General features: G+C 47.2%; 21 protein-coding genes and 1 riboswitch. Of the genes, 18 read left to right on the forward strand and 3 right to left on the reverse strand.

All coding sequences use genetic code 11. From position 1 onward, the window contains the following. Positions 1 to 440 precede the first annotated feature (440 nt). The 4 genes from K7P76_RS26720 to K7P76_RS26735 all read left to right on the forward strand — a co-directional run bounded on the left by K7P76_RS26720 (position 441) and on the right by K7P76_RS26735 (position 8,387). Complete coding sequence (locus K7P76_RS26720; RefSeq protein ID WP_232189135.1) at positions 441 to 4,502, forward strand: DUF7402 domain-containing protein; 4,062 nt, start codon at positions 441 to 443, stop codon at positions 4,500 to 4,502. Positions 4,503 to 4,901: 399 nt separating this feature from the next. Beyond that, positions 4,902 to 5,936: a LacI family DNA-binding transcriptional regulator gene (locus tag K7P76_RS26725; RefSeq protein WP_232189136.1), complete on the forward strand. Its 1,035-nt coding sequence runs from the start codon at positions 4,902 to 4,904 to the stop codon at positions 5,934 to 5,936. A gap of 133 nt (positions 5,937 to 6,069) precedes the next feature. Beyond that, positions 6,070 to 7,245 carry a glycoside hydrolase family 183 protein gene (locus K7P76_RS26730; protein ID WP_232189137.1) on the forward strand — a complete coding sequence of 392 codons (1,176 nt, stop codon included), beginning with the start codon at positions 6,070 to 6,072 and terminating at the stop codon, positions 7,243 to 7,245. A gap of 884 nt (positions 7,246 to 8,129) precedes the next feature. Then, positions 8,130 to 8,387, forward strand: coding sequence for an aldose epimerase family protein (locus K7P76_RS26735; RefSeq protein ID WP_232189138.1), 258 nt, complete (start codon positions 8,130 to 8,132; stop codon positions 8,385 to 8,387). 61 nt (positions 8,388 to 8,448) lie between these two features. Here K7P76_RS26735 and K7P76_RS26740 read toward each other — a convergent pair whose 3' ends face one another. Then, entirely contained in the window at positions 8,449 to 9,315 is an 867-nt protein-coding gene (locus K7P76_RS26740) for a helix-turn-helix domain-containing protein (protein ID WP_232189139.1), read from the reverse strand. A gap of 147 nt (positions 9,316 to 9,462) precedes the next feature. Between K7P76_RS26740 and K7P76_RS26745 the strand changes: the two genes are divergently transcribed. Beyond that, positions 9,463 to 10,242, forward strand: coding sequence for a phytanoyl-CoA dioxygenase family protein (locus K7P76_RS26745; protein WP_232189140.1), 780 nt, complete (start codon positions 9,463 to 9,465; stop codon positions 10,240 to 10,242). 104 nt (positions 10,243 to 10,346) lie between these two features. Here the strand turns inward: K7P76_RS26745 and K7P76_RS33290 are convergent, their stop codons facing one another. Further along, the gene (locus tag K7P76_RS33290; RefSeq protein WP_255678836.1) at positions 10,347 to 10,748 is read right to left on the reverse strand and encodes an AraC family ligand binding domain-containing protein; all 402 of its coding nucleotides are present in this window, start codon (positions 10,746 to 10,748) and stop codon (positions 10,347 to 10,349) included. 167 nt (positions 10,749 to 10,915) lie between these two features. Between K7P76_RS33290 and fdhA (K7P76_RS26755) the strand changes: the two genes are divergently transcribed. The 9 genes from fdhA (K7P76_RS26755) to K7P76_RS26795 all read left to right on the forward strand — a co-directional run bounded on the left by fdhA (K7P76_RS26755) (position 10,916) and on the right by K7P76_RS26795 (position 19,166). After that, a complete protein-coding gene (gene fdhA, locus K7P76_RS26755; RefSeq protein WP_232189142.1) occupies positions 10,916 to 12,055 on the forward strand; it encodes a formaldehyde dehydrogenase, glutathione-independent in 1,140 nt (379 codons plus the stop codon). Between the two features lie 562 nt (positions 12,056 to 12,617). Then, on the forward strand, positions 12,618 to 13,397 hold the full coding sequence (locus K7P76_RS26760; RefSeq protein WP_232189143.1) for a phytanoyl-CoA dioxygenase family protein: 780 nt from the start codon (positions 12,618 to 12,620) through the stop codon (positions 13,395 to 13,397). 115 nt (positions 13,398 to 13,512) lie between these two features. Further along, a complete protein-coding gene (locus tag K7P76_RS26765) occupies positions 13,513 to 14,331 on the forward strand; it encodes an AraC family transcriptional regulator (protein ID WP_232189144.1) in 819 nt (272 codons plus the stop codon). 136 nt (positions 14,332 to 14,467) lie between these two features. Beyond that, complete coding sequence (locus tag K7P76_RS26770; protein ID WP_232189145.1) at positions 14,468 to 14,725, forward strand: hypothetical protein; 258 nt, start codon at positions 14,468 to 14,470, stop codon at positions 14,723 to 14,725. Between the two features lie 70 nt (positions 14,726 to 14,795). Continuing rightward, positions 14,796 to 15,224: a hypothetical protein gene (locus K7P76_RS26775; protein WP_232189146.1), complete on the forward strand. Its 429-nt coding sequence runs from the start codon at positions 14,796 to 14,798 to the stop codon at positions 15,222 to 15,224. A 3-nt stretch (positions 15,225 to 15,227) separates the two neighbouring features. Then, positions 15,228 to 15,533, forward strand: a complete 306-nt coding sequence (locus tag K7P76_RS26780) for a MocE family 2Fe-2S type ferredoxin (RefSeq protein ID WP_232189147.1) — start codon at positions 15,228 to 15,230, stop codon at positions 15,531 to 15,533. Positions 15,534 to 15,549: 16 nt separating this feature from the next. Beyond that, positions 15,550 to 16,806, forward strand: a complete 1,257-nt coding sequence (locus K7P76_RS26785; protein ID WP_232189148.1) for an NAD(P)/FAD-dependent oxidoreductase — start codon at positions 15,550 to 15,552, stop codon at positions 16,804 to 16,806. Positions 16,807 to 16,830: 24 nt separating this feature from the next. Then, positions 16,831 to 18,048 (forward strand): formaldehyde dehydrogenase, glutathione-independent, encoded by a 1,218-nt coding sequence (gene fdhA, locus K7P76_RS26790; protein WP_232189149.1) that lies wholly within the window; start codon positions 16,831 to 16,833, stop codon positions 18,046 to 18,048. A gap of 5 nt (positions 18,049 to 18,053) precedes the next feature. Next, positions 18,054 to 19,166 (forward strand): fatty acid desaturase family protein, encoded by a 1,113-nt coding sequence (locus K7P76_RS26795; protein ID WP_232189150.1) that lies wholly within the window; start codon positions 18,054 to 18,056, stop codon positions 19,164 to 19,166. 70 nt (positions 19,167 to 19,236) lie between these two features. Here K7P76_RS26795 and K7P76_RS26800 read toward each other — a convergent pair whose 3' ends face one another. After that, positions 19,237 to 19,383, reverse strand: a complete 147-nt coding sequence (locus K7P76_RS26800) for a hypothetical protein (RefSeq protein ID WP_232189151.1) — start codon at positions 19,381 to 19,383, stop codon at positions 19,237 to 19,239. Between the two features lie 69 nt (positions 19,384 to 19,452). On the opposite strand from K7P76_RS26800, the gene K7P76_RS33790 reads away from it, so the two are divergent. From K7P76_RS33790 to K7P76_RS26815, 4 genes are all read left to right on the forward strand, one after another. Beyond that, entirely contained in the window at positions 19,453 to 19,617 is a 165-nt protein-coding gene (locus tag K7P76_RS33790; protein WP_373692520.1) for a hypothetical protein, read from the forward strand. Positions 19,618 to 19,867: 250 nt separating this feature from the next. Further along, positions 19,868 to 19,956, forward strand: a riboswitch (cyclic di-GMP riboswitch). Positions 19,957 to 20,012: 56 nt separating this feature from the next. Then, a complete protein-coding gene (locus K7P76_RS26805; protein WP_232189152.1) occupies positions 20,013 to 20,693 on the forward strand; it encodes a response regulator transcription factor in 681 nt (226 codons plus the stop codon). A 364-nt stretch (positions 20,694 to 21,057) separates the two neighbouring features. Continuing rightward, positions 21,058 to 21,510 carry a hypothetical protein gene (locus K7P76_RS26810; RefSeq protein WP_232189153.1) on the forward strand — a complete coding sequence of 151 codons (453 nt, stop codon included), beginning with the start codon at positions 21,058 to 21,060 and terminating at the stop codon, positions 21,508 to 21,510. Positions 21,511 to 22,316: 806 nt separating this feature from the next. Further along, the gene (locus K7P76_RS26815) at positions 22,317 to 22,739 is read left to right on the forward strand and encodes an RNA polymerase sigma factor (RefSeq protein ID WP_232189154.1); all 423 of its coding nucleotides are present in this window, start codon (positions 22,317 to 22,319) and stop codon (positions 22,737 to 22,739) included. Positions 22,740 to 22,826 lie beyond the last annotated feature (87 nt).

The raw sequence follows: 22,826 nt of genomic DNA on the forward strand, positions 1-22,826 counted from the left end.
CCCAAAGATCTTCTCCACCACTAATACCTTCTTCATCTCTGCTCTGGTCAATGTCACTGTCTCCTGTCCCATAGTGACATTATCTCAGAACAGTTATAGGGTGACATTATCACAGCACAACAACACAACAAAATGTAAGCGTTGACAATGTGTAAATATGGAACTACAATTACGATATAAATGATTATCGATGATCAAATATAAACCTTTATATTGATATATATTTCGCTCTATATTCAAACTATTAAACTGAACATGATCATAATGGTGTTTTTTTTGAACAATTTTGATTAACGTAAATCATTTTGTGAAAGGAGTGATAAAAGACGTTCTATTTGGAACCGATGAAAGTGAGGAATTAACAAGGATGATTATTGGAGGGTTGGATCATGAAAATTCAACGATAGTTTTTTTAGGTTGAGGGCTTAGGAGTCGGATCTTTGCAAAATACAGTTCTTATTCAGGAAATTCAAAAACGAAAAGGAGAAATTCTTATGAAGAATAAAAATAACTATTTTTTCACGAAAAAGTATTTTATCGCTTTAGTCCTTGTTGCTTGCATGCTCTTTTCTATTGTGCCTATAGTTTCAGCAACAACTGCAAAGACCATTTCTGTTGATTTTAGCATCGACAAAGGAGCTATGCATCCCAAGACGGGGTGGTTGTTGATGCCAAACGCTGATGTTCCTGACGGTCGGATTACACCTTTGAAAACGCCAATTGTCAGAACTGACATTGACACCATGGCCATTACAGGATTAATTGCACTTACACCAGCAGAGTTTGTTGCGGAAGAGTATAGTCGTTTGGCTAGGATGAAAGGCACTTACAATCGTGCGAATGATTTAAATATAAAATATTATCCAATTATGGCTTATAACCCCTCGTGGTTGTCTGCGAATGGAGATCCTTTCTCCGTACCAAATGATTATAGCTTATGGAAGCAGTGGATAAAGGATAATGTCCAATATGCCAAAGATAATAATATGAATAATATCCCTGCTTGGGATATTTGGAATGAATATTGGCGACTCAATGAGAGTCAATACAATGAAATGTATAAACAAGCCTGGAATGCAATCAAAGAAGTGATGCCTAATGCAAAAGTTGCTGGGAATTCAAACTTTAAATATGATTACACGAAATTTACAAATTTCGCCAATAACGTATATTCGAATGGTCAGACGATCGACACTGCCGCCTGGCATGAATTTGGTGCAACTACAGATATTCTTGGGAATATTAACTCGATCAAAAGCTATGCTGCAACAAAGCCGGGTATTGGGATCAAGCAATATTATATAGAAGAATACTTACCTTCAGCCACTACAAAATCAGCAGGAGATCTGGTGAATTGGTTCGCCGGTCTTGAGGACGCCAATGTCGATGAAGCGAGTAAAGCGTGTTTTGTCCAATGTTTTGCAATGAGTGATTTGCTAAAGCTCAATAATGCTGCAAGCAATATTGCTGCACGCGAAAGCACATGGTGGGCAATGAAGGCTTATGCAGAAATGTCGGGAACTAAAGTCCAAGTAACCCAAGCGGGTAGCGGAACAACAGCGGTTGCTGCAAAAGATACGGCTTTGGGTGAAGCAAAAATTTTAGTAGGTAACAAAGGCGCAGATACGGTCTCACTTACATTAAACCTGAATAATCAGCCTTTTGCCGGTCAAGGTATTCGGATTGAAAAATATCAGGTGACAAATACGGAAAACGATGGACTTGTATTGCAAACTACGGAAACGCCTAGTTCAACTACGAATTTGTCGACTAGTTTAACGATGGCACCAGACGACGTCTGGTTGGTAGTGATCAAGAAGACGGCAAGCGCACCCGGTTCATTTGTATTGAAAACACCCGATGATCAAGGGGTCGCCACCACTACGCCTACCCTGACATGGCAAGCGGCGAGTGGAGCTACCTCCTACAATATTAAGGTATCCGCAAATAAAGACATGTCATCACCCATTATTAATAATACAGCGACTACAAATAGTTATAACATTTCGACAGCTCTGACAAGTGGAACTAAGTATTATTGGACAGTTACAGCAGTAAATTCAAATGGCTCTACGAATGCGGCCAATAATATGAAATACTCCTTCACAGCAAGCTCAAGCCTTTCGATTCCTGGCGGATTTACGATGTTACTGGCTTCAGATGGAGCAGTGGGGACGGATACAAATCCTCAATTCACATGGTCTTCGTCAGCAGGTGCTACTTCCTATACGTTAGTAGTGGATGATAACAGCAACTTTTCATCTCCTGAAATTAATCAGACGGGGCTCGTTGGTACAAAAATAGAAGCAGAAAGTGGAAGTACATCAGGCAGTGCAGCAACATACACGGATGCTGCAGCTTCCGGGGGCACAGGTGTAGGTTATTTGACTTCTGTTGGGGATTCGTTAACTTTTAATAATGTTCCGGCAAGTAGCCACGTGATGGTTCGATATGCATCCAATAATAAAGACGGAACGGATAGTATATCCGGAACGTTTAGTTTATATAAAAATGGGACCAAAGTATCGTCAACCGTATTTTACTCCACAGGCGCATGGGGAGGTGCAAATGCTTATCAGGAACAAATAATACCTGTCACGGTAGCTGCTGGGGATACACTAAAGTTTCAACATGATAGCGGCGATGTAGCTCTAAATATTGATTATATCAGCGTAGATTCTTCCGCTCAACCTTCTCTCAACAATGATACGACCTATTACTCAAAAGTGATTGCTGTAAATGCAAGCGGGTCACGCGATATGAATGGTTCTGTTCATGTGTTTAAGACAAAGCCAAGCGGAAATAACCCAGGTAGTTTTACCTTGAATAGTCCCGTTAATGCAACGACTAATTTCTCGAAGCGAGGAAACCTCTCATGGTCGGAGTCCAATGGTGGTTTTTTCTATAAACTCGAAATCGCAACAGACTCCGGATTCAGTAATATCGTTTTGTCGAGGCCCAAGATCATAGCAACCAGTTATACACTTGAACCAGATGTTTTATCGGCAAATACCCAATATTATTGGAGAGTAACGGCCTCCTCGAAGGATGGTACGTATTCAACTCCTGCATCGAATAATGGTCTTAGTTTTACAACGGAATCCAAACCAACCTCACCGCTGTTGAAAACAATAGATGAAAGTGACGGCAGAGTAACATTGTATTTCAATACAGTATCTAATGCGACTAGCTATAAAATTAAATACGGCACTTCTCCGGGTGTTTACACTTCTACGATTAGTGGTGTAACTGGAAGTAACTACACAGTTTTTGGTCTTACCAATGGAACTCCTTATTATTTTGCTGTTGTGGCAAACAATGCGAATGGGGACAGCGATATATTCAATGAATTCAGCGCTACCCCAAAATCAGGTTTAAAGGCCAATCTGGCTGCTGTGGCGACGGCAAGCGCGTCATCTTCCTTCAATAGCAGTTACACTCCTGGAAAAGCGACTGACTATTCTTTCGCTGGGGAATGGGCATCCCAAGGGGAGCAGAACCCATGGATTCAGTTTAATTGGAGTGCATCGCAAACCATCGATACAATCGTGTTATATGATCGACTTAACTTAATCGATAATGCGAATAGCGGGACACTTACGTTTAGTGACGGAAGTTCAATACCTGTGACGGGGATTCCGGCGGACGGATCGGCCAAAACCATTTCGTTCACTCCAAAAAATGTGACATGGGTAAAGTTTACGGTAAGCGGCGGAATAGGTCTCAATGTTGGATTATCGGAATTCCAAGCGTATAAAACGCCGTTTGTAACGGCATCATCCTTCTTCCAGAACAATCCGGCATATAACCCGACTAATGTGCAGGATGGTTCCACGACTATGGAGTGGGCATCGAATTCAGAACTGAACCCATGGATTAGACTGGATTGGGGAACGACTGCCAATACGATCAACAGAATAGCTTTGTATGACCGAATTACAGTGGACAATGCGAATGGCGGCACGCTCACGTTTAGCGACGGATCGACGATAACCGTCACGGGGATCCCGACCAATGGTGCTCCTAAAGTCATTACATTCCCTGCAAAGACCGTCACATCGGTTACTTTCCAGGTAGTTGGCGGCTCTGGTTACAACGTAGGTTTAACGGAATTGCAGGCCATAAATGATTATGCGCTGCAAAAGACTCCGACCGTCAGCAGTACCTTTACCGGATTCCCAGCAGGCAACGCAACGGATGGCGATGGCACAACGAGATGGTCATCTGCGGCAAGTGGCGGTACAGAGTGGTTCAAGGTGGATTTAGGGCAAAATCAAACAGTATCGGGAGTAAACATCGATTGGTCGATTCATTATGCGACCAATTATACGATTGAAGTTTCGACGGATGACGTGAATTATACGACCGTATTTACCAAAACGGGGAATGTATCCACCAACATTACGAATTCGTTCCCAACGACTTCCGCTAGGTATGTCAGAATCACGATGACTAGCGGGAATGCAGCCAATTATAGCTTCTATGACTTTAGCGTTTTTTAAAAAATAATAACGAAAAGTCATTGACTTTGTTAGTGACTTTTCGTTAAGTGGTGAGTGGCATCGCCGTGGGTGACATTCTAGCATTAATCGTTCGGCCGGCAGGTGTCGCTCCTGACCATACTCACCTCGAGGAATGCGCATCTTGAACTAGTGGAAGACCCTGATCTACCGGATGATACCCGAAGCAGTCGATAAAGCCACCCGCTTGACATGATCTGTTTTATTCTTGTGATAATCGAAATAACCTATGCCCGATCGATAGACGAATTTCTCATCGTCGAAATCGGGCATAGGTTATTTTCATTTAAGCATAAATACGGTTAGACAAACTGTAATAAACTAGATTACAATGAATGTATTGATCCACGTTAATCATTTACAGATTGGATGGAAACCCACATGAACTCGAATGAAAAAATGACTTCAAAAATGATAGCAAAAGAACTAGGGGTTTCTACTGCAACTATTGATAGAGTTTTGAATAACAGAGGTAATGTAAAAAAAGCAACCTATGAGATGGTCATGAAAAAGATCAAGGAATTAAATTTCATTCCTAACAAATCTGCTAGTTTCTTGTCAAAGAAAATCCAGATGACAGTAGCTGTTGTCTTTCCTGTGTATCCCCAATACTTCTGGAGGCAAATTGAATCGGGAGTAAAGAAAGCATACGATGAACTGAAGGATTTCGGACTAAAGGTAAAAATGTATAGACCAGCTTCTACGAATGTACATGAGAACACGAAGATGATAAAAGATATTATAGATGCGGGAGAAGTGGACGCACTGATTTTATGCGCGGACGATTCACATGCGATGACTGACCTGATAGACTATGGGATCAAATTACGACTGCCCATAAGTACGTTTAATACGGACTCGCTGCCAAGTAATCGTGTCTTTCATGTGGGGAGCGAGCTCCGTGAAGCAGGAAGATTAGCTGCCGATCTATTATGCAAAATGATGGGCAAGAAAGGGAAAATAACGATGATCCTGGAAAGAGAGGATTATTATCAATTTCAACAAAAAATAATTGGTTTCAGAGAGGCGGTAATGGAATATCCGGATGTAGAAATTGTGGGTCCGTTGAAGCTAGATCACATGGATTTGGATAATACCTGGGATAAAATCAGCAAAGAAATAAGCGAAGTAGATGGAATTTATGTTGCGATAGGGGAACTTGGCAATATTGCAGGCTTTATTAAAAGCATGGATGCGCATTCTCGTCCTGTTTTAATTGGTCATGATATGAACGAAGCTATTTATCAATTTCTTCAAGAAGACATCATTTCAGCAACAATATGTCAAGATCCAGTAAACCAAGGGTATTTGGCTATCCGGTTTATGTTTCAACATTTATGTGGAAACAAAATCAAAGAATTGAACATCACTAAACTAGAAATTGTCACAAGAGTCAATGCCAAATATTATATGTGAAATGAAATGAATTGGCTAGAATTGGCTTGAAAACGTTGACAATAAAAATCAATGTGAATATACTGAGATTATTGATCAACGTTGATCAATAACGAAAATAGTAATAGAATGAACATGACAGGAGAAAAATTCGATGAGTAATAGTCTTGAAAAATTATCAATCTGGGCAACAAATCCACCTAAAGATTGTCCATTAGAGCTCTCGAGTTCTTTCGGTGGCCTTGGTTTTACCGGAAAACATGTAACCTATACGGATGCAGATACCTGGTATCCATCTTGGGCGGACGATGATCATATGTATTCACCTTGGACAGATGGTTATATAGAGGGCCAGTATTGTTTTTCTTTTGATAATCATCTTGATCTTGGCAATGTCGCTGAAACGGGGCATGCGAAGATTATGGGTAATGATCCGATGAATTTGACGATTGAAAACCTCGGCAAATCAATAGCTCCCCCTTCTCCATATAAAGGGAGATATCCATGTGGAAGTCTTGTTTACAATCATATTTGGTACTATGGAACGTATTGCCTTGGACCGAGTAATCAAGTTTTATTTGAAGGAGAGTACTATAACTGGCCATGGCTAGGGCCGTTTGTGGGATTTCGAGTCTCTACTGACTTCGGCCTTACTTGGACCGAGTCCCCCCATACACCAGAAAATCCGTTGTTTGGCGAGAATGGTCTTCAGGGACAAGCAATTAAAATTGGTGCCCCCCATTTCGTAGATTTTGGAAAGAACATGGAAAATTCCCCAGATGGATATGCATACATGGTCGCACATGGGGCTATGGAGAATGATGCAAATCCACGGTATGCGAATTTAAGTTGGATTACAGGTGATCAAATTTATCTGATCAGGGTTCAACCGGCTATTGAAAACATGAACGATGCTTCGAAGTATGAATTTTTTGCCGGGCACGACAAGGATGGTAATCCCATATGGACGAAGGACTTCAAGCAGATCCGCCCAATCATTGATTGGAATAACCGTTGTGGATGCGTGACCGTCACTTACAATGCGCCATTAAAAAAGTATTTCATGTGCGTTACCGATGGTTGGCCGACTACAAAAACCATGGATTCTTATATACTTGAAGCAGACTCGCTTACAGGGCCTTGGAGAATGGTTTCCTTCATGGAGAAATTCGGCGTACAGGCGTATTTCTTGAATTTTCCTTCCAAGTTTATTAGTGAAGATGGTCAATCGATGTGGCTTTGTTACTCGGGTAATTTTACGACAGATCAAGAGATAAATCCACCGGGTGGAAAGTATGCAATGTCGTTGCAGGAGGTAAAGCTTTTATAATCACTAACCCGCATTTTCTATTCCATTCCCATTCAAGAACGATATAATATTGCTAATTGATAAGCCGATTTTAAATTGGCTAAGACGTCACCACATGGGGTTGACGTCTTTTTCAATATTATATAAAAGAAAACAATCTGTACTGTAAATGTCATGACTTATGCAGTTCGTTCTAATAACTGGATATTGTCGCTTGAAAAAACTGAAACAAGCCACCACGTCATGAGAATAGACTTGGGCCAGAAAACGGAAATTAGACTTGCAAACTGCTCTGTGTCAAAATCGATGTAGATTCGCTGGATACCTTTTCGATTTATCCGGTTGATCTGACAACGAATATGGAAGGCAGCGGACCATTTCGCCGTGGGTGCAGCCTTCATCATCACTCGTTTTTTCTTTGTTTATTTGCCATAATGCGTATGCAAGCAGGGTCTCTGTGGCAAACAACAATTCCATGTGAGCGTGCTGGTGCGACTCTGATGTAGAGTGGCATTGTTCGAATCCAAGCTATTGCTTCGCAGCTTGGAAAAATACTTCTATTCGCCTTATACCGACTTTCTGGTTATACCGACTTTCTTTGTGTTTTCCCAGAATGCCTATATTACAAAGCATTCTGGGAAAAAGTATCGGCATAATCATTTCAGTCCGCAGAGGATTTTCAATACTTCATCATTATCAGCATACTTGAAAGCAAGGTCCTCTTTGAATACTGATTTTGCATCCTCGCAAGCATTTGAGCGGCCTTGCGTTTCATATCAACCGTAGCCTGTGCATAAATCTGTGTTGTTTCCATACGGCTGTGCCCCAGCCATTCGGCTATTAAAGGAAGTGGAACGCCAGCCGTATATAATCTAAGCGGGTTTAGCGATCAAGCATGGTATAAGGTGGAAAACGACGCTATCGGCATGGGCATGAAAGTAGAATGGGATGCGACGGCGATGCCATATTTATGGCATTGGCAGGAATACGGAGCAACCAAAGGGTATCCATGGTACGGTCGACATTACAATATCGGAGTGGAGCCGTTCTCGAGCTATCCGACATCAGGGCTCGAGGAAGTGATTCGGAACGGTAGCGCGGGCTACATCGGGCCGAAAGAAGTCAAAACCTGCTGGATCAGAACTTCTCCTTATGAAATATAGATGCACGATTATTGATCGGTCTCGACTTAGGTCCAGGCCGATTTATTTTGCCGAAAAACAACTATAGGTTGAGTCTGCTTTGTTGACGATAATCCGTCGGGGTGACCCCTACCATCTGATGAAACAATCGAGTAAAGACGTAAAGTGAGGAAAACCCGAATCGTTCCGCAATCTTCGTAACGGAATCATTCGTTTCAAGAAGATCGTTTTGGGCTTTTTTGATACGGCATTGGTTCCAATATCGAGCAGGCGTTAATCCGGTTTGCGCACGGAATAAGGTATGGAAGTAACTGCGGCTGAGTCCAAGCTTTTCCGCCCAATGTTCGACGTCGCCATATTCTCCGCCTGACTTTTGCTCCATTAAGGCCAACAGCTTCGCGATTCGCGGATCCTTAGGTTCGGACTGACGCCGAGCGAGTTGAAACACATGATGCAGTAACACAAGGAAATGGCCGTTAACGGCGAGCAATCCCGGATAATCTTCTTCATCGAGTACTTTGACGTCGGTCGTTACGGACTCGAACAAGCCTTTCCAGAAAGGGAACGAATCAACCATGAGCTGTTCGGGTATCCCCATCTCGAGCGGCTCGTCAAGAAGGCCGTCGTCATAATCCTCTGGACGAAGACACAGCAAGTCAATGGAAACCCGTGCTTGCGGTTTCGGTCGGTAAGACCATTCGAAAAAAACGCATCGGAACGCGAAAGGGTCCCCTTCGTTAATTACCCATTTATGCCGAATCCCCGGCTGCAAAAAGTACAAAGCCCCGGTTTTCAACTGTACGTAGGAGCCATCGTCATAGACGACTTTGGCGCTGCCGGACTCGATGAAATAGAGGGAAGGCACATAACAGAATCGGGGACCGAATCGGTTATCGACAGCAATAGGAACTCGAAGGGAAAATCGAACAAACGGACAAATCAAAGCCATATCAATCCCTCGATTTCGGCTTATTATTTTAAAAGATGACAGAACAATTCGTTAAATATAAAACTTCGCGATAAAGACGGAATGTCCTTCTAGATGGTAAAGTTGACTTACGGCCGGCAGTAAAAAATGACTTGGGAGATGATCGGTATGTCTATTGTTTCCGTAACATTGAAAGAGAATTATGATAAAGATGGTTACATTAAGCTGAATAAAGTTTTGGACGACGACTTGGTGATGGAAGCGAAGGCGCACATCGATTGGCTCATGACGAAACATCCCCATTTGCGTCCGGAGCATCTGTATACGGGGACTCTCGAGATGGATCCCTTCTGGCATCGCCTGATTAGCGATGATCGCCTATTGGATATTGCCGAACAATTTATTGGACCCGACATCGCATTATTTGCTTCGGGATATATCAGTAAGCCTCCGTTCGACGGAAGAATGGTTCCTTGGCATCAGGACGGAGCATTCTGGCCGCTGGAACCGATGAACGTCGTATCGCTTTGGCTGGCCGTAGACGATTCTACGACCGAGAACGGCTGTTTGCGCGTCATTCCCGGCACTCAGAATCTGGAATTGAAAGCAATGAACGCTGCCCCGATGAATGCCGTGTTCGAACAAGAAGTAGATCCGAAATATGTAGATGAAACAAAGGCGGTCGATTTGGAGCTTAAAGCCGGAGGCGTATCGATCCATAACCCGCTTATCATTCACGGCTCTAACGCAAACTTATCTCCTAATCGCCGGTGCGGTTTGACCATCCGCTATATTCCGACGACAACCCGAATTATCTCCGACAAACAATGGACAAGCGCCTACTTGCTAAGAGGGGAAGCCCGTCCGGGGATTAACGAGTATATGCCGAAGCCGAAATATGTTCCCGGAGAGCATATGGCGTTTCGGGGTAGCGAGTCTTATCGGTAAACGTAGGGATGGATCTTTGTGATCCTTTGGATAATGTATCCGGCTCCTCTTCGATTAGAAGGGGGGCTATTTTTTTTCGATGATCTCCTCTTGATTTTTGTGTATTAATGGTACTTCATCCAAATAATTTGGACTTTTATGGACAACGGCTTGAGAGGCGAATCACTCGTAGATTCGGACAGCGCGTCAGGATCGACTTTTAAGTGGACAGCTATCCAGCGATGCCATGTTTCTTGCTGCTTCGCAAAATAGAAATGCTCTACATGACCTAGCTTGAGCAAGACCGCATGACCTGGTTGTACATGATGAGGAACGTCGTCGATATATACCGTCATTTGGCCAGTGTGAAGCAATACGAGTTGATAATCCTGCTGAACGCGCGGACCGAAGCGTCCCCCGGGAGGGAACCGCCTTCCGCTGAGAGTACATTGGATAAACGAAAGTAATGATTCATGCGAGCGTACTCCCCTTCTTGCCTGGAATAGCGAATGTTCTATTAATATCATCGATAGATTTATTTTCGTCAAGTTGAGAATGGGGGAGGTGATGTTCAATTTCTAGCAGCTCTTGTTGCGTACAGCAGGATCGGTTATAGTGCAGGTATTGCGAAAGCAATCCGGCTTGGACAAGTATGGGGCGAAACCGGAGCTGGCGAATAAAAAGGAAACAAGACATGGCAGGAAACAGAGCGGTCGTGTACAGCAAGCCAGGACTCGTGGAAGTGAGCAATACGCCTTATCCCGATCTCGTGCTGCGAGACGGCCCCGGAGTGAACCCGCTGAATGTCGGGCGTAAATGCAATCACGGCGTCATTCTGAAAGTAGTGACGACGAACATTTGCGGAAGCGATCAGCATATGGTCAGAGGGCGGACGACCGCGCCTTCCGGTCTTGTCCTCGGTCATGAAATTACAGGCGAGGTCATTGAAGTCGGCAGCGACGTCGAGTTCATTCGCAAAGGCGATCTCGTGTCCGTACCGTTCAACATCGCTTGCGGCCGATGCCGCAATTGCCGCGAGCGCAATACGAACGTCTGCCTGAACGTCAATCCGGACCGACCGGGTTCCGCATACGGTTATGTCGATATGGGTGGCTGGGTCGGCGGTCAATCGGAATACGTAATGGTGCCCTACGCAGGCTTTCAGTTGCTCAAATTCCCGGACAAAGAGAAAGCGATGGAGAAAATTCTCGACTTCACGATGCTGTCGGATATTTTCCCGACGGGTTACCACGGTGCGGTTAGCGCAGGCGTAAAGCCGGGATCGACCGTCTATGTTGCGGGTGCAGGTCCGGTCGGACTCGCTGCAGCGCATTCCGCTCAATTGCTCGGCGCGGCGGTCGTCATCGTAGGCGACTTGAATGCGGAACGGCTCGCCCAGGCGAGAAGCTTCGGTTGCGAGACGGTCAACTTACGAGAGTATCCGAATTTGGCCGAGCAGATTGACCAAATTCTCGGCGTTCCGGAAGTAGACTGCGCGATCGACTGCGTCGGTTTCGAAGCGAGCGGGCACGGGAAAGATCAAGGCGAAGCGCCGGCGACGGTGTTGAAATCGATTATGGAAGTGACCCGGGCAGGCGGACGTCTCGGCATTCCAGGACTGTACGTGACCGGAGATCCGGGTGCCGTGGACGAAGAATCCAAAGTCGGCACGCTCAAAATCCGCATCGGACTCGGCTGGGCGAAATCGCATACGTTCGTGACGGGGCAGACGCCGGTCATGCAATATAACCGCGATCTGAATGCGTATCAGCAGTTCGACCGCGGCGTCTCTTGCAAGTATGTCATCGATCCTCATGGGCTTGTACGCAAGTAACTTGACGCTCTGATCATTCAAACCCGCTATCCTATATCAGCCCCGATCATGGATCGGAGACTTTTGTGCGCTTGGCAACGAGTCGACTAAGGAGTGAAAGACTCCAGCATACCGCGAGGTGGCGGAAGTGCATAGCTGACAGGCAGTGCGTAGACCGTAAGGATGCGTGTGGAGGGCTTGAAGGCAACCCCCGGAACAGGCGGCTAAACCAAGTTGGCTGACGAGATCGGATAACTCTGCAAAAGAAGGGAACGTCCAATACCACCATAGATCTCGTAAGTTAGGAGGACTGGGTTTGGGGGGAAGTCGGCGGCGTGACCCAAGGAGATCTCATCGTTCCCGAATAAACGGTAAACTGCGAACAAGGCCGGGACGGCCAAGGCGCGGCCATGGATGGTGAGAAGTCATACGAAGGGATAGTAGTGAAAAAGCTCGCAGGAAAAGCCGCAATGGCGAGTGAATCGACGCAAAAAAAAACTACGACGGAACAATTAACTAACAGAATTTTCCTGGCGGATGTCGAATACATAAGGGACAAGAAATGAATGGGAGTGTCCCCCTTATGCTTTCAAAAAATCGCCTCGGCGCCGCACCAAAAGTCTATTTCCGACCTGAAATGGTTAACTGTCCACATTGCGGAGTCAAACTCAGACGCTTCCATACCGCATGGAAGAAGAAAATCTCAACGCTGACCGGCATCATTCACGCATGGAGCATGGCTTATCTGTGCCCCAACACAAACTGTGCCCATGTGGGTGTAGCTTATAAATCGGCAGAAGCCGAAATGCTTAGCATGAAGCATTCCTCCTATGGCTACGACGTGCTTTGTCTGGTTGGAGAGTTGCGTTTTAAACAGCATCGCACTTGTAAAGAAATTGCAGATCTGCTGAACGAGCGCGGCATTGCAACGAGAGAACGATATGCGCAAACGTTGTATGAGCGTTATCAAACACTGCTTGCGGCCAGCCTTGACGATTATGTGAGACAAAGCTTGGCGGAAACGACGGCACAGCATGGTGGGATCATCCTCTCCATGGACGGTGTCGAATCCGGATTTGTCGGACTGAGCAAAGAAGACGCCGCGGCGCTTACGCCGCTGAGCATCGAGATGGACGCAGGAGACGTGCTGTGTTTTAATCATATGCTCCCTCACCGCGCAGCCTCGAATCAATCGGATACGGTAAGATGGTCGATGGACATTCGTTTTGAAAAAACGACCGACGCGACAGAAAGCGGAAAAGCCCAAGGCTTCGTGGCCAGAAGCGTCGCGGATCCGGCTTCTGAAACTTCTTATCCGGAGTGGCTAAAGAAGTGGGTCGGCATTGACAAAGGGTCTTATTGATTGAAATGATTGAATGGGATGACATTATACGTGACGTGTCTTGGGCTATTTCGATCGAAGAAGCGATTATGTAACAATCTATTTTCGTCAAGCTCAGAATCGAGGAGATGTTACGATGTCCAGCAGCGAACGCGCCTTCCCTGCTTTTCAGATCATGAAAGTGTCACCCGGGACAATCATGTACGCGCCAGGCAGTCAGCTCGGTCCGCGCATTCAGCGGGGATGGCAGTTGTTCCTTCTGGACGCGGGTACGACGAAGTTATGGATTGACTCGGTATGTCACACAGTGTTACCCGGCCAAGTCGTTCTGTTGAAATCCAAACACTCCGAGAAGTTCGAGTTTGATCCCCATGAAGAAACGTGGCATAGGTGGGTAACCGTCGATGTCCTGCAAATAGATGAAACGACCGAACAACAGTTTCGCCAACTGCCATTTTCATTGCCAATCTCCGAGGAGATGAGCCGGCTGCTCAATCAAATGATTGCTTTGAAATTCAAAGAATCGCCGGAGAACGAAATGCTACTTCTCTCGCTTGGCATGGCTTCGCTTTACCTGTACGCGGCGGAAGCGGCCAGGCAGAAGCGGGATGGTCACGAGAATCCTGCGGTCTTTATGGCGAAACGGTTGATCCAGAACAAGTTTGACGAGGAGTTGGACTTGTCGTCTCTGGCTGAAGCGTCGAATGTGACGAATGAGCATCTCATTCGTCTATTCCGTCAACACATGGGAATAACGCCCGTCCAGTATTTATGGCAGTACAGGGTGAGGCAGGGAGTGGATTTGCTCCTGAATACCGGACTGACGGTGACAGAAATCGCTTATCGTTCAGGGTTCAAGACTTCTTATCACTTCGCGCGAATGGTTAAGAAGTGGACGGGACGGACGCCGTCGGACATTCGGAACGAGCATTGGCATCGCGGAAAGGAATTGTAAATAAAAGATCAATAGTAGACACAAATCACTAACCTCAGGCATTGTTGGACGCGCCTGAGGGAGTTAACCTATTGTTGTAACGTGTACCGCAAATGAAGCAGTTACGACGGAGTGATACCGAATGCGGAACTAGTTAGTGATTATGTACCCGCTTGAAGCATCCAGATACGAAAAATTCGCAGCCAAGGAAATACGTCGTTATGTGTACTTGCTGACATCCTTGCTTCTGCCGATCGTTGCAGGGAATCGATTGTCGAAAGGCGCCAGCGGGATCGTCGTAGGTTATCCGGACAATGCGTTGATCGAAAGTTTGAATCTGGCGGAGCGGATGCCGGGAAGCGGCTCACAAGAGTACTTTTTGAAAACGCTTACGACTGAGCGGTTTGCCGATTGAACGGCTATTTGTTGGCCACTGTATCCACGCCGGCGAGATGGGCACGTTCGCCAACATCCAGCAGCAAACGATGCAATCGCAACTGTATTTGCCGGGCAAGGAACTGGAGAAGTTGCTTGGAGAGCCGCTGACGCCGGACGCGATGCCGTCGAACCTGTACGCGGGCAAGCCGCGCTTAATCATTCCGACGGTGCGCACAAGTCTCGATGCTGGAGAGACGTTTAAGCTGAAAGCGTTGGTCTTGAGGAACGCTCCGAAAGAGCTCGCACTGTATTGGAAGCCGCTTGGTGGTATCGAGTATCGTAAGTCGGAATTCAGCCACGTCAACCGTGGCGTCTATCAACTAGCTTTGCGCATGAACATTACCTACGATTTCGAGTATTTCGTGGAGGTGGTGACAGTGGGTGGCGAAAAGCTTCGTTTCCCTGCATCCGCGCCGGAAATGAACCAGACGGTTGTTGTCATGAAACGGACCAACCTGAGACAAAGGAGAGCATAGCGAATGTGGATTGAAGTATGTAAGGCAGACGAGATCGACGAGGAAGACGTCCTTCGGTTTGATCACGAAGACCGTACGTTTGCCGTCTATCGGACGGACAAAGACGAATATTACGCGACCGACGGCTATTGCACGCACGAGAAGTTTCATTTGTCGAACGGACTGGTGATGGGTAGCACCATTGAATGCCCGAAGCATAACGGCCGATTCGACGTGATGACAGGGCAAGCGAAACGCGCCCCGGTATGCGTGGACTTAAAGACGTATCCGGTAAAGGTGGAAAACGGAACGGTCTATATCGAGTTGTAACTGGGGGCTAAAGAACATGCTGCAGGCAGGTATGGTAATTATCGGCGCCGGAGAAGCCGGAGCGCGAGCGGCCGTTGAACTGCGGACGCTCGGCTGGACGGGGGCGATTACGCTCATCGGCGAGGAGCCGCATGCTCCGTACGAAAGACCGCCGCTTTCCAAGCAGGCGCTGCTATCGCCCGATGCGCCTTCTCCGACGTATATTCTCGATGACGAGAAGTTAAAGGAACATGACATCGAATGGATTGCCGGCACTCCAGTGACGGCAATTGATCGGGCACATCGAACGGTCCGCCTTGCTGACGGAAGAGAGATCGCGTACGCCAAGTTGCTGCTGGCGACAGGCGCACGGCCTCGTCAGCTTCCGTTGCTTCCGATGAATGGCACGCCTGTAGCCGGCGCGCGTTATCTTCGTACGTATGGCGATGCGCTTAAGCTCAGAGATAAACTGCAGACCGGCAAACGCATCGTCATCGTCGGAGCCGGATTTATCGGGCTCGAAGTCGCGAGCAGCGCGATCGAACGCGGCTGCAAGGTGACGGTCGTCGAAGTCGGACCGCGTATTCTGATGCGCGGAGTGCCTATTCAAATTGCCCAAATCGTGGAAGAGCGCCACAGAGCGGCAGGAGTGGACTTCCGAATCGGCATTTCTATCGAAGCGATTCATTGCGCTGACTCAGACGGTTCGGTAAATTCGCTCACGCTTGCGGATGGCACAACGATTGAATACGACGAAATGATTGTCGGTATCGGTGCCATTCCGGAAACGTCCCTGGCCGCCTCTTGCGGTCTTCAATTGGAGAACGGCATCTGTGTGGATGAGACGCTCGCTACAAGTGATCCATCGATATATGCTGCGGGCGATTGTTGTTCATTCGAACACCCGCTGTATCCGGGACGCCGAATCCGGCTGGAAGCATGGAGGAACGCGCAGGATCAAGGCACACATGCCGCTTCCGCGATGCTTGGCGAGAAGGCTCCTTTCGCCAGCGTCCCGTGGTTCTGGTCCGATCAATATGAGCTTACGTTACAAGTGGCAGGGCTGGTTGATTTCGGCTCGGAGACGATCGTGCGCGAATTGCAAGACGGGGCGAAGCTTTATTTTCATCTGGCGGACGACGGCCGCCTTGTTGCGGTCAGTGGCATCGGCGACAGTGTAGTGATTGCGAAGGAAATCCGGATTGGACAAATATTAGTCGAAACCGGAGCTAAGCCGGTTCCGCAAGCGCTGGGCGATCCAGACGTGAAGCTCAAAGCGTTATTGCGCGGCTAGCAAACACAAAGGAGGAAACAAGACATGGCAGGAAACAGAGCGGTCGTGTACAGCAAGCCAGGACTCGTGGAAGTGCAGAATACGCCTTATCCCGATCTCGTGCTGCGGGACGGCCCCGGGGTGAACCCGCTGAATGTCGGACGCAAATGCAACCACGGCGTTATTCTGAAAGTGGTGACGACGAACATTTGCGGAAGCGATCAGCATATGGTCAGAGGACGAACTACCGCGCCTTCCGGTCTTGTGCTCGGCCATGAAATAACGGGGGAAGTCATTGAAGTCGGCAGCGACGTCGAGTTTATTCGCAAAGGCGATCTCGTGTCCGTACCGTTTAATATCGCTTGCGGCCGGTGCCGCAATTGCCGCGAGCGCAACACGAACGTCTGCCTGAACGTCAATCCGGACCGACCGGGTTCCGCTTACGGTTATGTCGATATGGGCGGCTGGGTCGGCGGTCAATCGGAATACGTCATGGTGCCGTATGCAGACTTCCAACTGCTCAAGTTCCCGGACAAAGAGAAAGCGATGGAGAAAATTCTAGATCTCACGATGTTGTCCGATATTTTCCCGACGGGTTATCACGGCGCGGTCAGCGCAGGCGTAAAGCCGGGATCGACCGTCTACGTTGCCGGCGCAGGTCCGGTCGGACTCGCTGCAGCGCATTCCGCTCAATTGCTCGGCGCGGCGGTCGTCATCGTAGGCGACTTGAATGCGGAGCGGCTCGCACAGGCGAGAAGCTTCGGCTGCGAGACGGTCAACTTGCGCGAACATCCGAACTTGGCCGAACAGATCGACCAAATTCTCGGCGTTCCGGAAGTGGACTGCGCGATCGACTGCGTCGGCTTCGAAGCGAGCGGGCACGGGAAAGATCATGGCGAGGCGCCGGCGACGGTGTTAAATTCAATTATGGAAGTGACGCGGGCGGGCGGACGTCTTGGCATTCCGGGATTGTACGTGACCGGAGATCCGGGCGCCGTGGACGAAGAATCCAAAGTCGGCACGCTCAAAATCCGCATCGGACTCGGCTGGGCGAAATCGCATACGTTCGTGACAGGTCAGACGCCGGTTATGCAATATAACCGCGATCTGATGATGGCAATCTTAAGCGGCCGCGCGCAAATCGCGAAAGCGGTTAACGCAACGCTCATTTCGTTGGACGAAGCTCCGAATGCGTACCAGCAGTTCGACCGCGGCGTCTCGCGCAAATATGTCATTGATCCTCACGGACTTGTGAGGAAGTAAGGGAGATGAGCCGGTTGGCTGCACAGAAGAAACGCCGGGATTACAGTATTCTGGGACCGGAAAATCAATTGGCGCAACAGAAGGGTTTGGTCGCTGCGGAATGGTATACGAGTCCGATTCCGCGCCAACGCATGAAGGAACTGATGAAGCGCAAAAACGGCCCCGCCATTCGCGATACGATCATTTGGGTCGCAGCGCTCGGTATTACGGGCACATTGGCTTATTATTCATGGGGGACATGGTGGGCGATATTGGCGTTCGCGGTATACGGCGTTCTCTACAGCTCGCCAGGCGACTCGCGCTGGCATGAATGCGGCCATGGTACGGCGTTCAAGACGCCTTGGATGAACGAAGCCGTCTATCAGATCGCTTCTGTCATGAGTCTTCGGCCTGCTACGCCGTGGCGCTGGAGCCATACTCGCCATCATACCGATACGATCATCGTCGGTCGCGATCCAGAAATCATTGCCCCGAGACCGCCGATCTGGCGTCTCATCATGATGGATTTCTTCCGGCTGTACATCGGGCCGCGCGACGTGAAGCGCATGATCATGCATTGCTTCGGGGTCATCCATCCGGAAGAGAAAGAGTACATCCCGGCTTCCGAGCATCGCAAAACATGCTGGGAATCCCGCGCTTACGTATTGATTTTCGCCATTGTGATCGGTGCTTGCTTTTACACAGGAAGTATTTTACCGGCTATGTTTATCGGTTTGCCATCCCTTTACGGCGCATTTATGGTTCTCCTGTTCGGCATGACACAGCATCTGGGTTTGAAGGAAGACGTGCTTGATCACCGGTTGAATTCGCGGACGATCTATATGAATCCGATCTTCCGGTTCTTGTATTGGAACATGAACTATCATTCCGAGCATCATATGTTTCCGATGGTGCCCTACCATGCATTACCGGCTCTGCATAAGGAGATGAAGCCGGATTGTCCTGAAGCGCGCAAGGGGTTATGGGCCGCGTTGTCGGAAGTGTTCGGCGCGCTGATCAAGCAAGGGAAAGATCCATCGTACACGGTTGTGAAGCCGTTGCCTGCCACTGCGCGTCCTTATTATTACGGACCGGGAACCGTTGCCAGTGACAATACGGCAGCAGCGGGAAAGGGCTGATAGGTATGGGGGATTGGAATCGGGTTAACGACGGAAGCTCCAATGAATCGACGCTGGACATACAGCAATCCTAGTGGGCGATGATCAGACTTGGCGAGAACGGCAAGGAATGGTCCATGGAGCAGAAGTTCGAGAAAATCGCGGAAGCGGGTTTCACGACGATTGTGTCATGGCTGCCCCAAAAGGAAGAGATGGATACATGGACGAAGCGATTCATAATCATCTCGTGGCATTGTCAGGCAGAAGGAATAAGGAGTGGAGCAACATATGGTAACTCTATTTCCATTTGTCGAGCGATAACCGGATCGTATCCGCCAGCGCCGTTGGACAAAACGCAAATATCGTGAATGATATGCGACTAGCCGAAATGCTTATTCATAAACAGGCGAAATTAGATCCTCATGCTTTAATGGATGCAAGCGTAAAAATAAAATCGATTTTGAAAGGTTAAAGTAGAAGTTCCGGTGTCCAATTGCTTCCGTCGCCAATTGCGTGATCGTAAATGGAGGCCGCACATTGTTTTTAGGGTTCTCCCTTATTAAACAGATTAATTTCAATTGGTCGTAAGTAACTGGACGCTAATAATGGAAAAATCGCGACGGCAGGATCAATACGAGCGATGGTTTCGGTCGGTGACAATTGAGTGCGTGGACTTTCCCGACATAATCCGATGGAAGTCCTTTAGAAAAGATGTACTTAAATATGGAAAATGGCAAAACTGTCGAAAGGCAGTGACGCAAAGCCACGGATCTTCTCACTTTGTACAAGTGATGACCGCCGGGTTACCCAATTTGCCACACACGGCCTATGGGTCGTGTTTTTGTTTTGGGAGCACTGGAGGGGAAAGTGATATTCAAACAGAAATTCATTTTAAGGGGAACAATTAATGTTGTGCTAGTGGATCGCGATCGGGAATGGTGCCTCCGCTTTGAAGATTTACTCAAAACAGTGACGGATATTCAGATCATAAACACTGCTGTAACAAATGAAGAGGCAGTACGAGCTAGTTTACAGCTAGAAGTGGACGTTGTAGTTGCGAATGTGATGCTCCAGCCGAATATGTGCGACGGACTTGAAGCGATAAAGGACATCCTCGCTAAAAAAGATGTTCCCATCATTACCGTTGCTTCGAGTACAGAGCCTGAAGTGATTGTCGCAGCAATAACAGTCGGAGCGGTAAACTTTATAAACAAGGCAGATATGCGAGACATCATTATTGCGATTCGCGAAGCGTATCACCGCAGATCCCCCCTGCACCCGGGAGCATCGAAGGTACTGCGCGAAGAACTCATCCGGTTGAAGCGTAAGGAATTTAGCTGTAAGCTAACCGCTACTGAAAAGGAAGTGCTGCAGTTGATTGGTTTGGGTCATACTCAATCCAAATTGATTCAGTTGATGGGTATTTCGCCAAATACAATGAAGACACATCTTCGTCACATCAGGAGAAAGTTCGATGCAAAATCGGTCAGAGAAGCAGCAGAAAAAGCTATAAGGCTTGGACTCATAGATCTTACAAGCAACAACTAACAACATATCTGCGGTGATGACGAAATAAGATTATTTTCGACAAATTTCTCGGGATACAAGGTGACAAATAAATCACCCTGCCGAATTACTACGGATATAGGTACAATGAGGGGGGGGAGGATAGGAGTAAGTAGAATAGTCCTATTGTGAATAGGGAGGGGGGCTGAAAAAAGTAATTTATGGTTTGTACAGTGAATGACAGAGTTGTCATGTAGTTTGGGACAAGCTCAATGTAGTTCCTTTTTCTCATTCGCCGTTTGGGTTGTCTCCAAAATGATGGATGAAAGGATGATCGATGTGTGTCGAAATGAAACGGAGCGTGAATTATGTCTTTATAGCCGGATAGGAAATGGGGGATCGTCGCATGTTGTTGGCTGAGCAGGTAACCCCTTATGAAAAAGTTGAGTATTGGTTGATCGCTTACGCGGACTGGAAAGCGCGATTGGCATATGTGCAAACAGAGCTTACACACATTCCAGGATTAACAAAAGCGTTGCATGAAGTGACGATCTATGGCTCCGGCCAACCTAAGGACACGCTGCTTCGTACAGTCATTCACCGTTTGGAAATCACCGAATATGAAATACCGTTTCTTAGATCCAGAATTGGATTGATCGAATATGCTTTCTCGGCGCTCACGCCAGAGGAGAGACGATTCGTTCAATTGCGGTATCAAGATCAATTGGCATTTTCAATCGTTATGGATCGCATAGGACTATCGCGCCGCACATATTTCAATCACCGGAAACGAATTCTGCAAAAAATATATCACAAAATTAAAAGCCGGACAGCACTATTGGAGTATGATCCCTTTTGATGAAAAGTAAAAGATTGGCTTCCGAAAAAGATGCAATTGCGCATCTTTTTTTGGTGAGCAGATTAACATGCACGTTATAAACCTAACCTCTATTAATTGTAGGCCTCCGTGGGTGAATCTCCTTAAAAATTAACTACGCTGATGCACTCCCTCTGCACCTGATTTACACTGGAATTCCACCCTAAATTCCCCATTTATGCACTTCGTTTGCATGCCTTTCATGATAACATAGTATCGTGAACAAGACAGGAGCAGTATGTTGTCATTCTAGATGATAAAGCTGAAAGGAGGCTTCGAGTCGTATCCTTTTCTTATTTTGTTGAAATGTGACGGGCATCCGGTTTCGGAGAGCCTATTTTTGTGATGGACAGGAGGAAGCAGATTCCGAATCCTGATAATTCAGGATCGACTGTTGCCTCCCCTATATTGTTCCGCAGAATCAGGCATCGAGCGCCGTTACTTTTCCCGATCAGGAAGAGTTACGAGGCGCTCTTTTTCATTATGAATGACAGCACCCGTATAAACAGATGGCTTTTCTTCTCTCACGGTGTTGCCATGTGAGGATGGAGCTGATAGTTATGCGCCCCTAGTTGTCGTAATGGCAAGCTAATTTCTTCTTGTAGTTCTGTTTTACAGTTATTCATACGATTACATTTAGGCTTTGCCGTGATAGAGCGTGGGTATGCTCTGTGGCAAAGCCTTTTTTGTTTTCTGGCATTCTTCCACAAATACCTCAAAGGGAGCGTTGGCTGTCGCTCCCCGCCCCTCCATTTGGTTTACTCACAAACCAAAATGGAGGGACGAATATGAAAAGGATTAATTTACGCGAGATGTATCCATTTTTCAAAACGGATGTATGGGTCGAGGTGGAGGATGAAGTCGCACAAGAAATCCATCAGTTCGACTTACATGAAAACGCATACAAATTGCGGACTTATCGCCATCGCGCCTATTACTCGCTTGATCGGAACGACGGTATCGAGCAAGATGTTCTTTTTCATTCGATTTCCCCGGAGGAATACTACGAGCGTAAGCTTTCCAATGAGCAGCTTTATGCGGCTATGTGTCGGTTGCCGGAAAAATCGTTCAGGCGAATTTATGCTCACTTTTTCTTAGGAATGAGTAAGGTAGCGATTGCCCAGGCAGAACAAGTCGATGAACGGGCAATACGCAAGTCAATTGAACGCGGCTTAAAACAAATGGCGCAGTTCCTCAAAAAAATGGGATAGCGGTAAGTCAAAAGGGTCCGATTTGCCTGCTTAAATGAACAGATAGGTAAAGGGCGGCTGGTTGTCACCAGCCGCCTACATGCCGTG

Origin of the sequence: Cohnella silvisoli (assembly GCF_021190915.1) — a bacterium.
GTDB lineage: Bacteria > Bacillota > Bacilli > Paenibacillales > Paenibacillaceae > Cohnella > Cohnella silvisoli.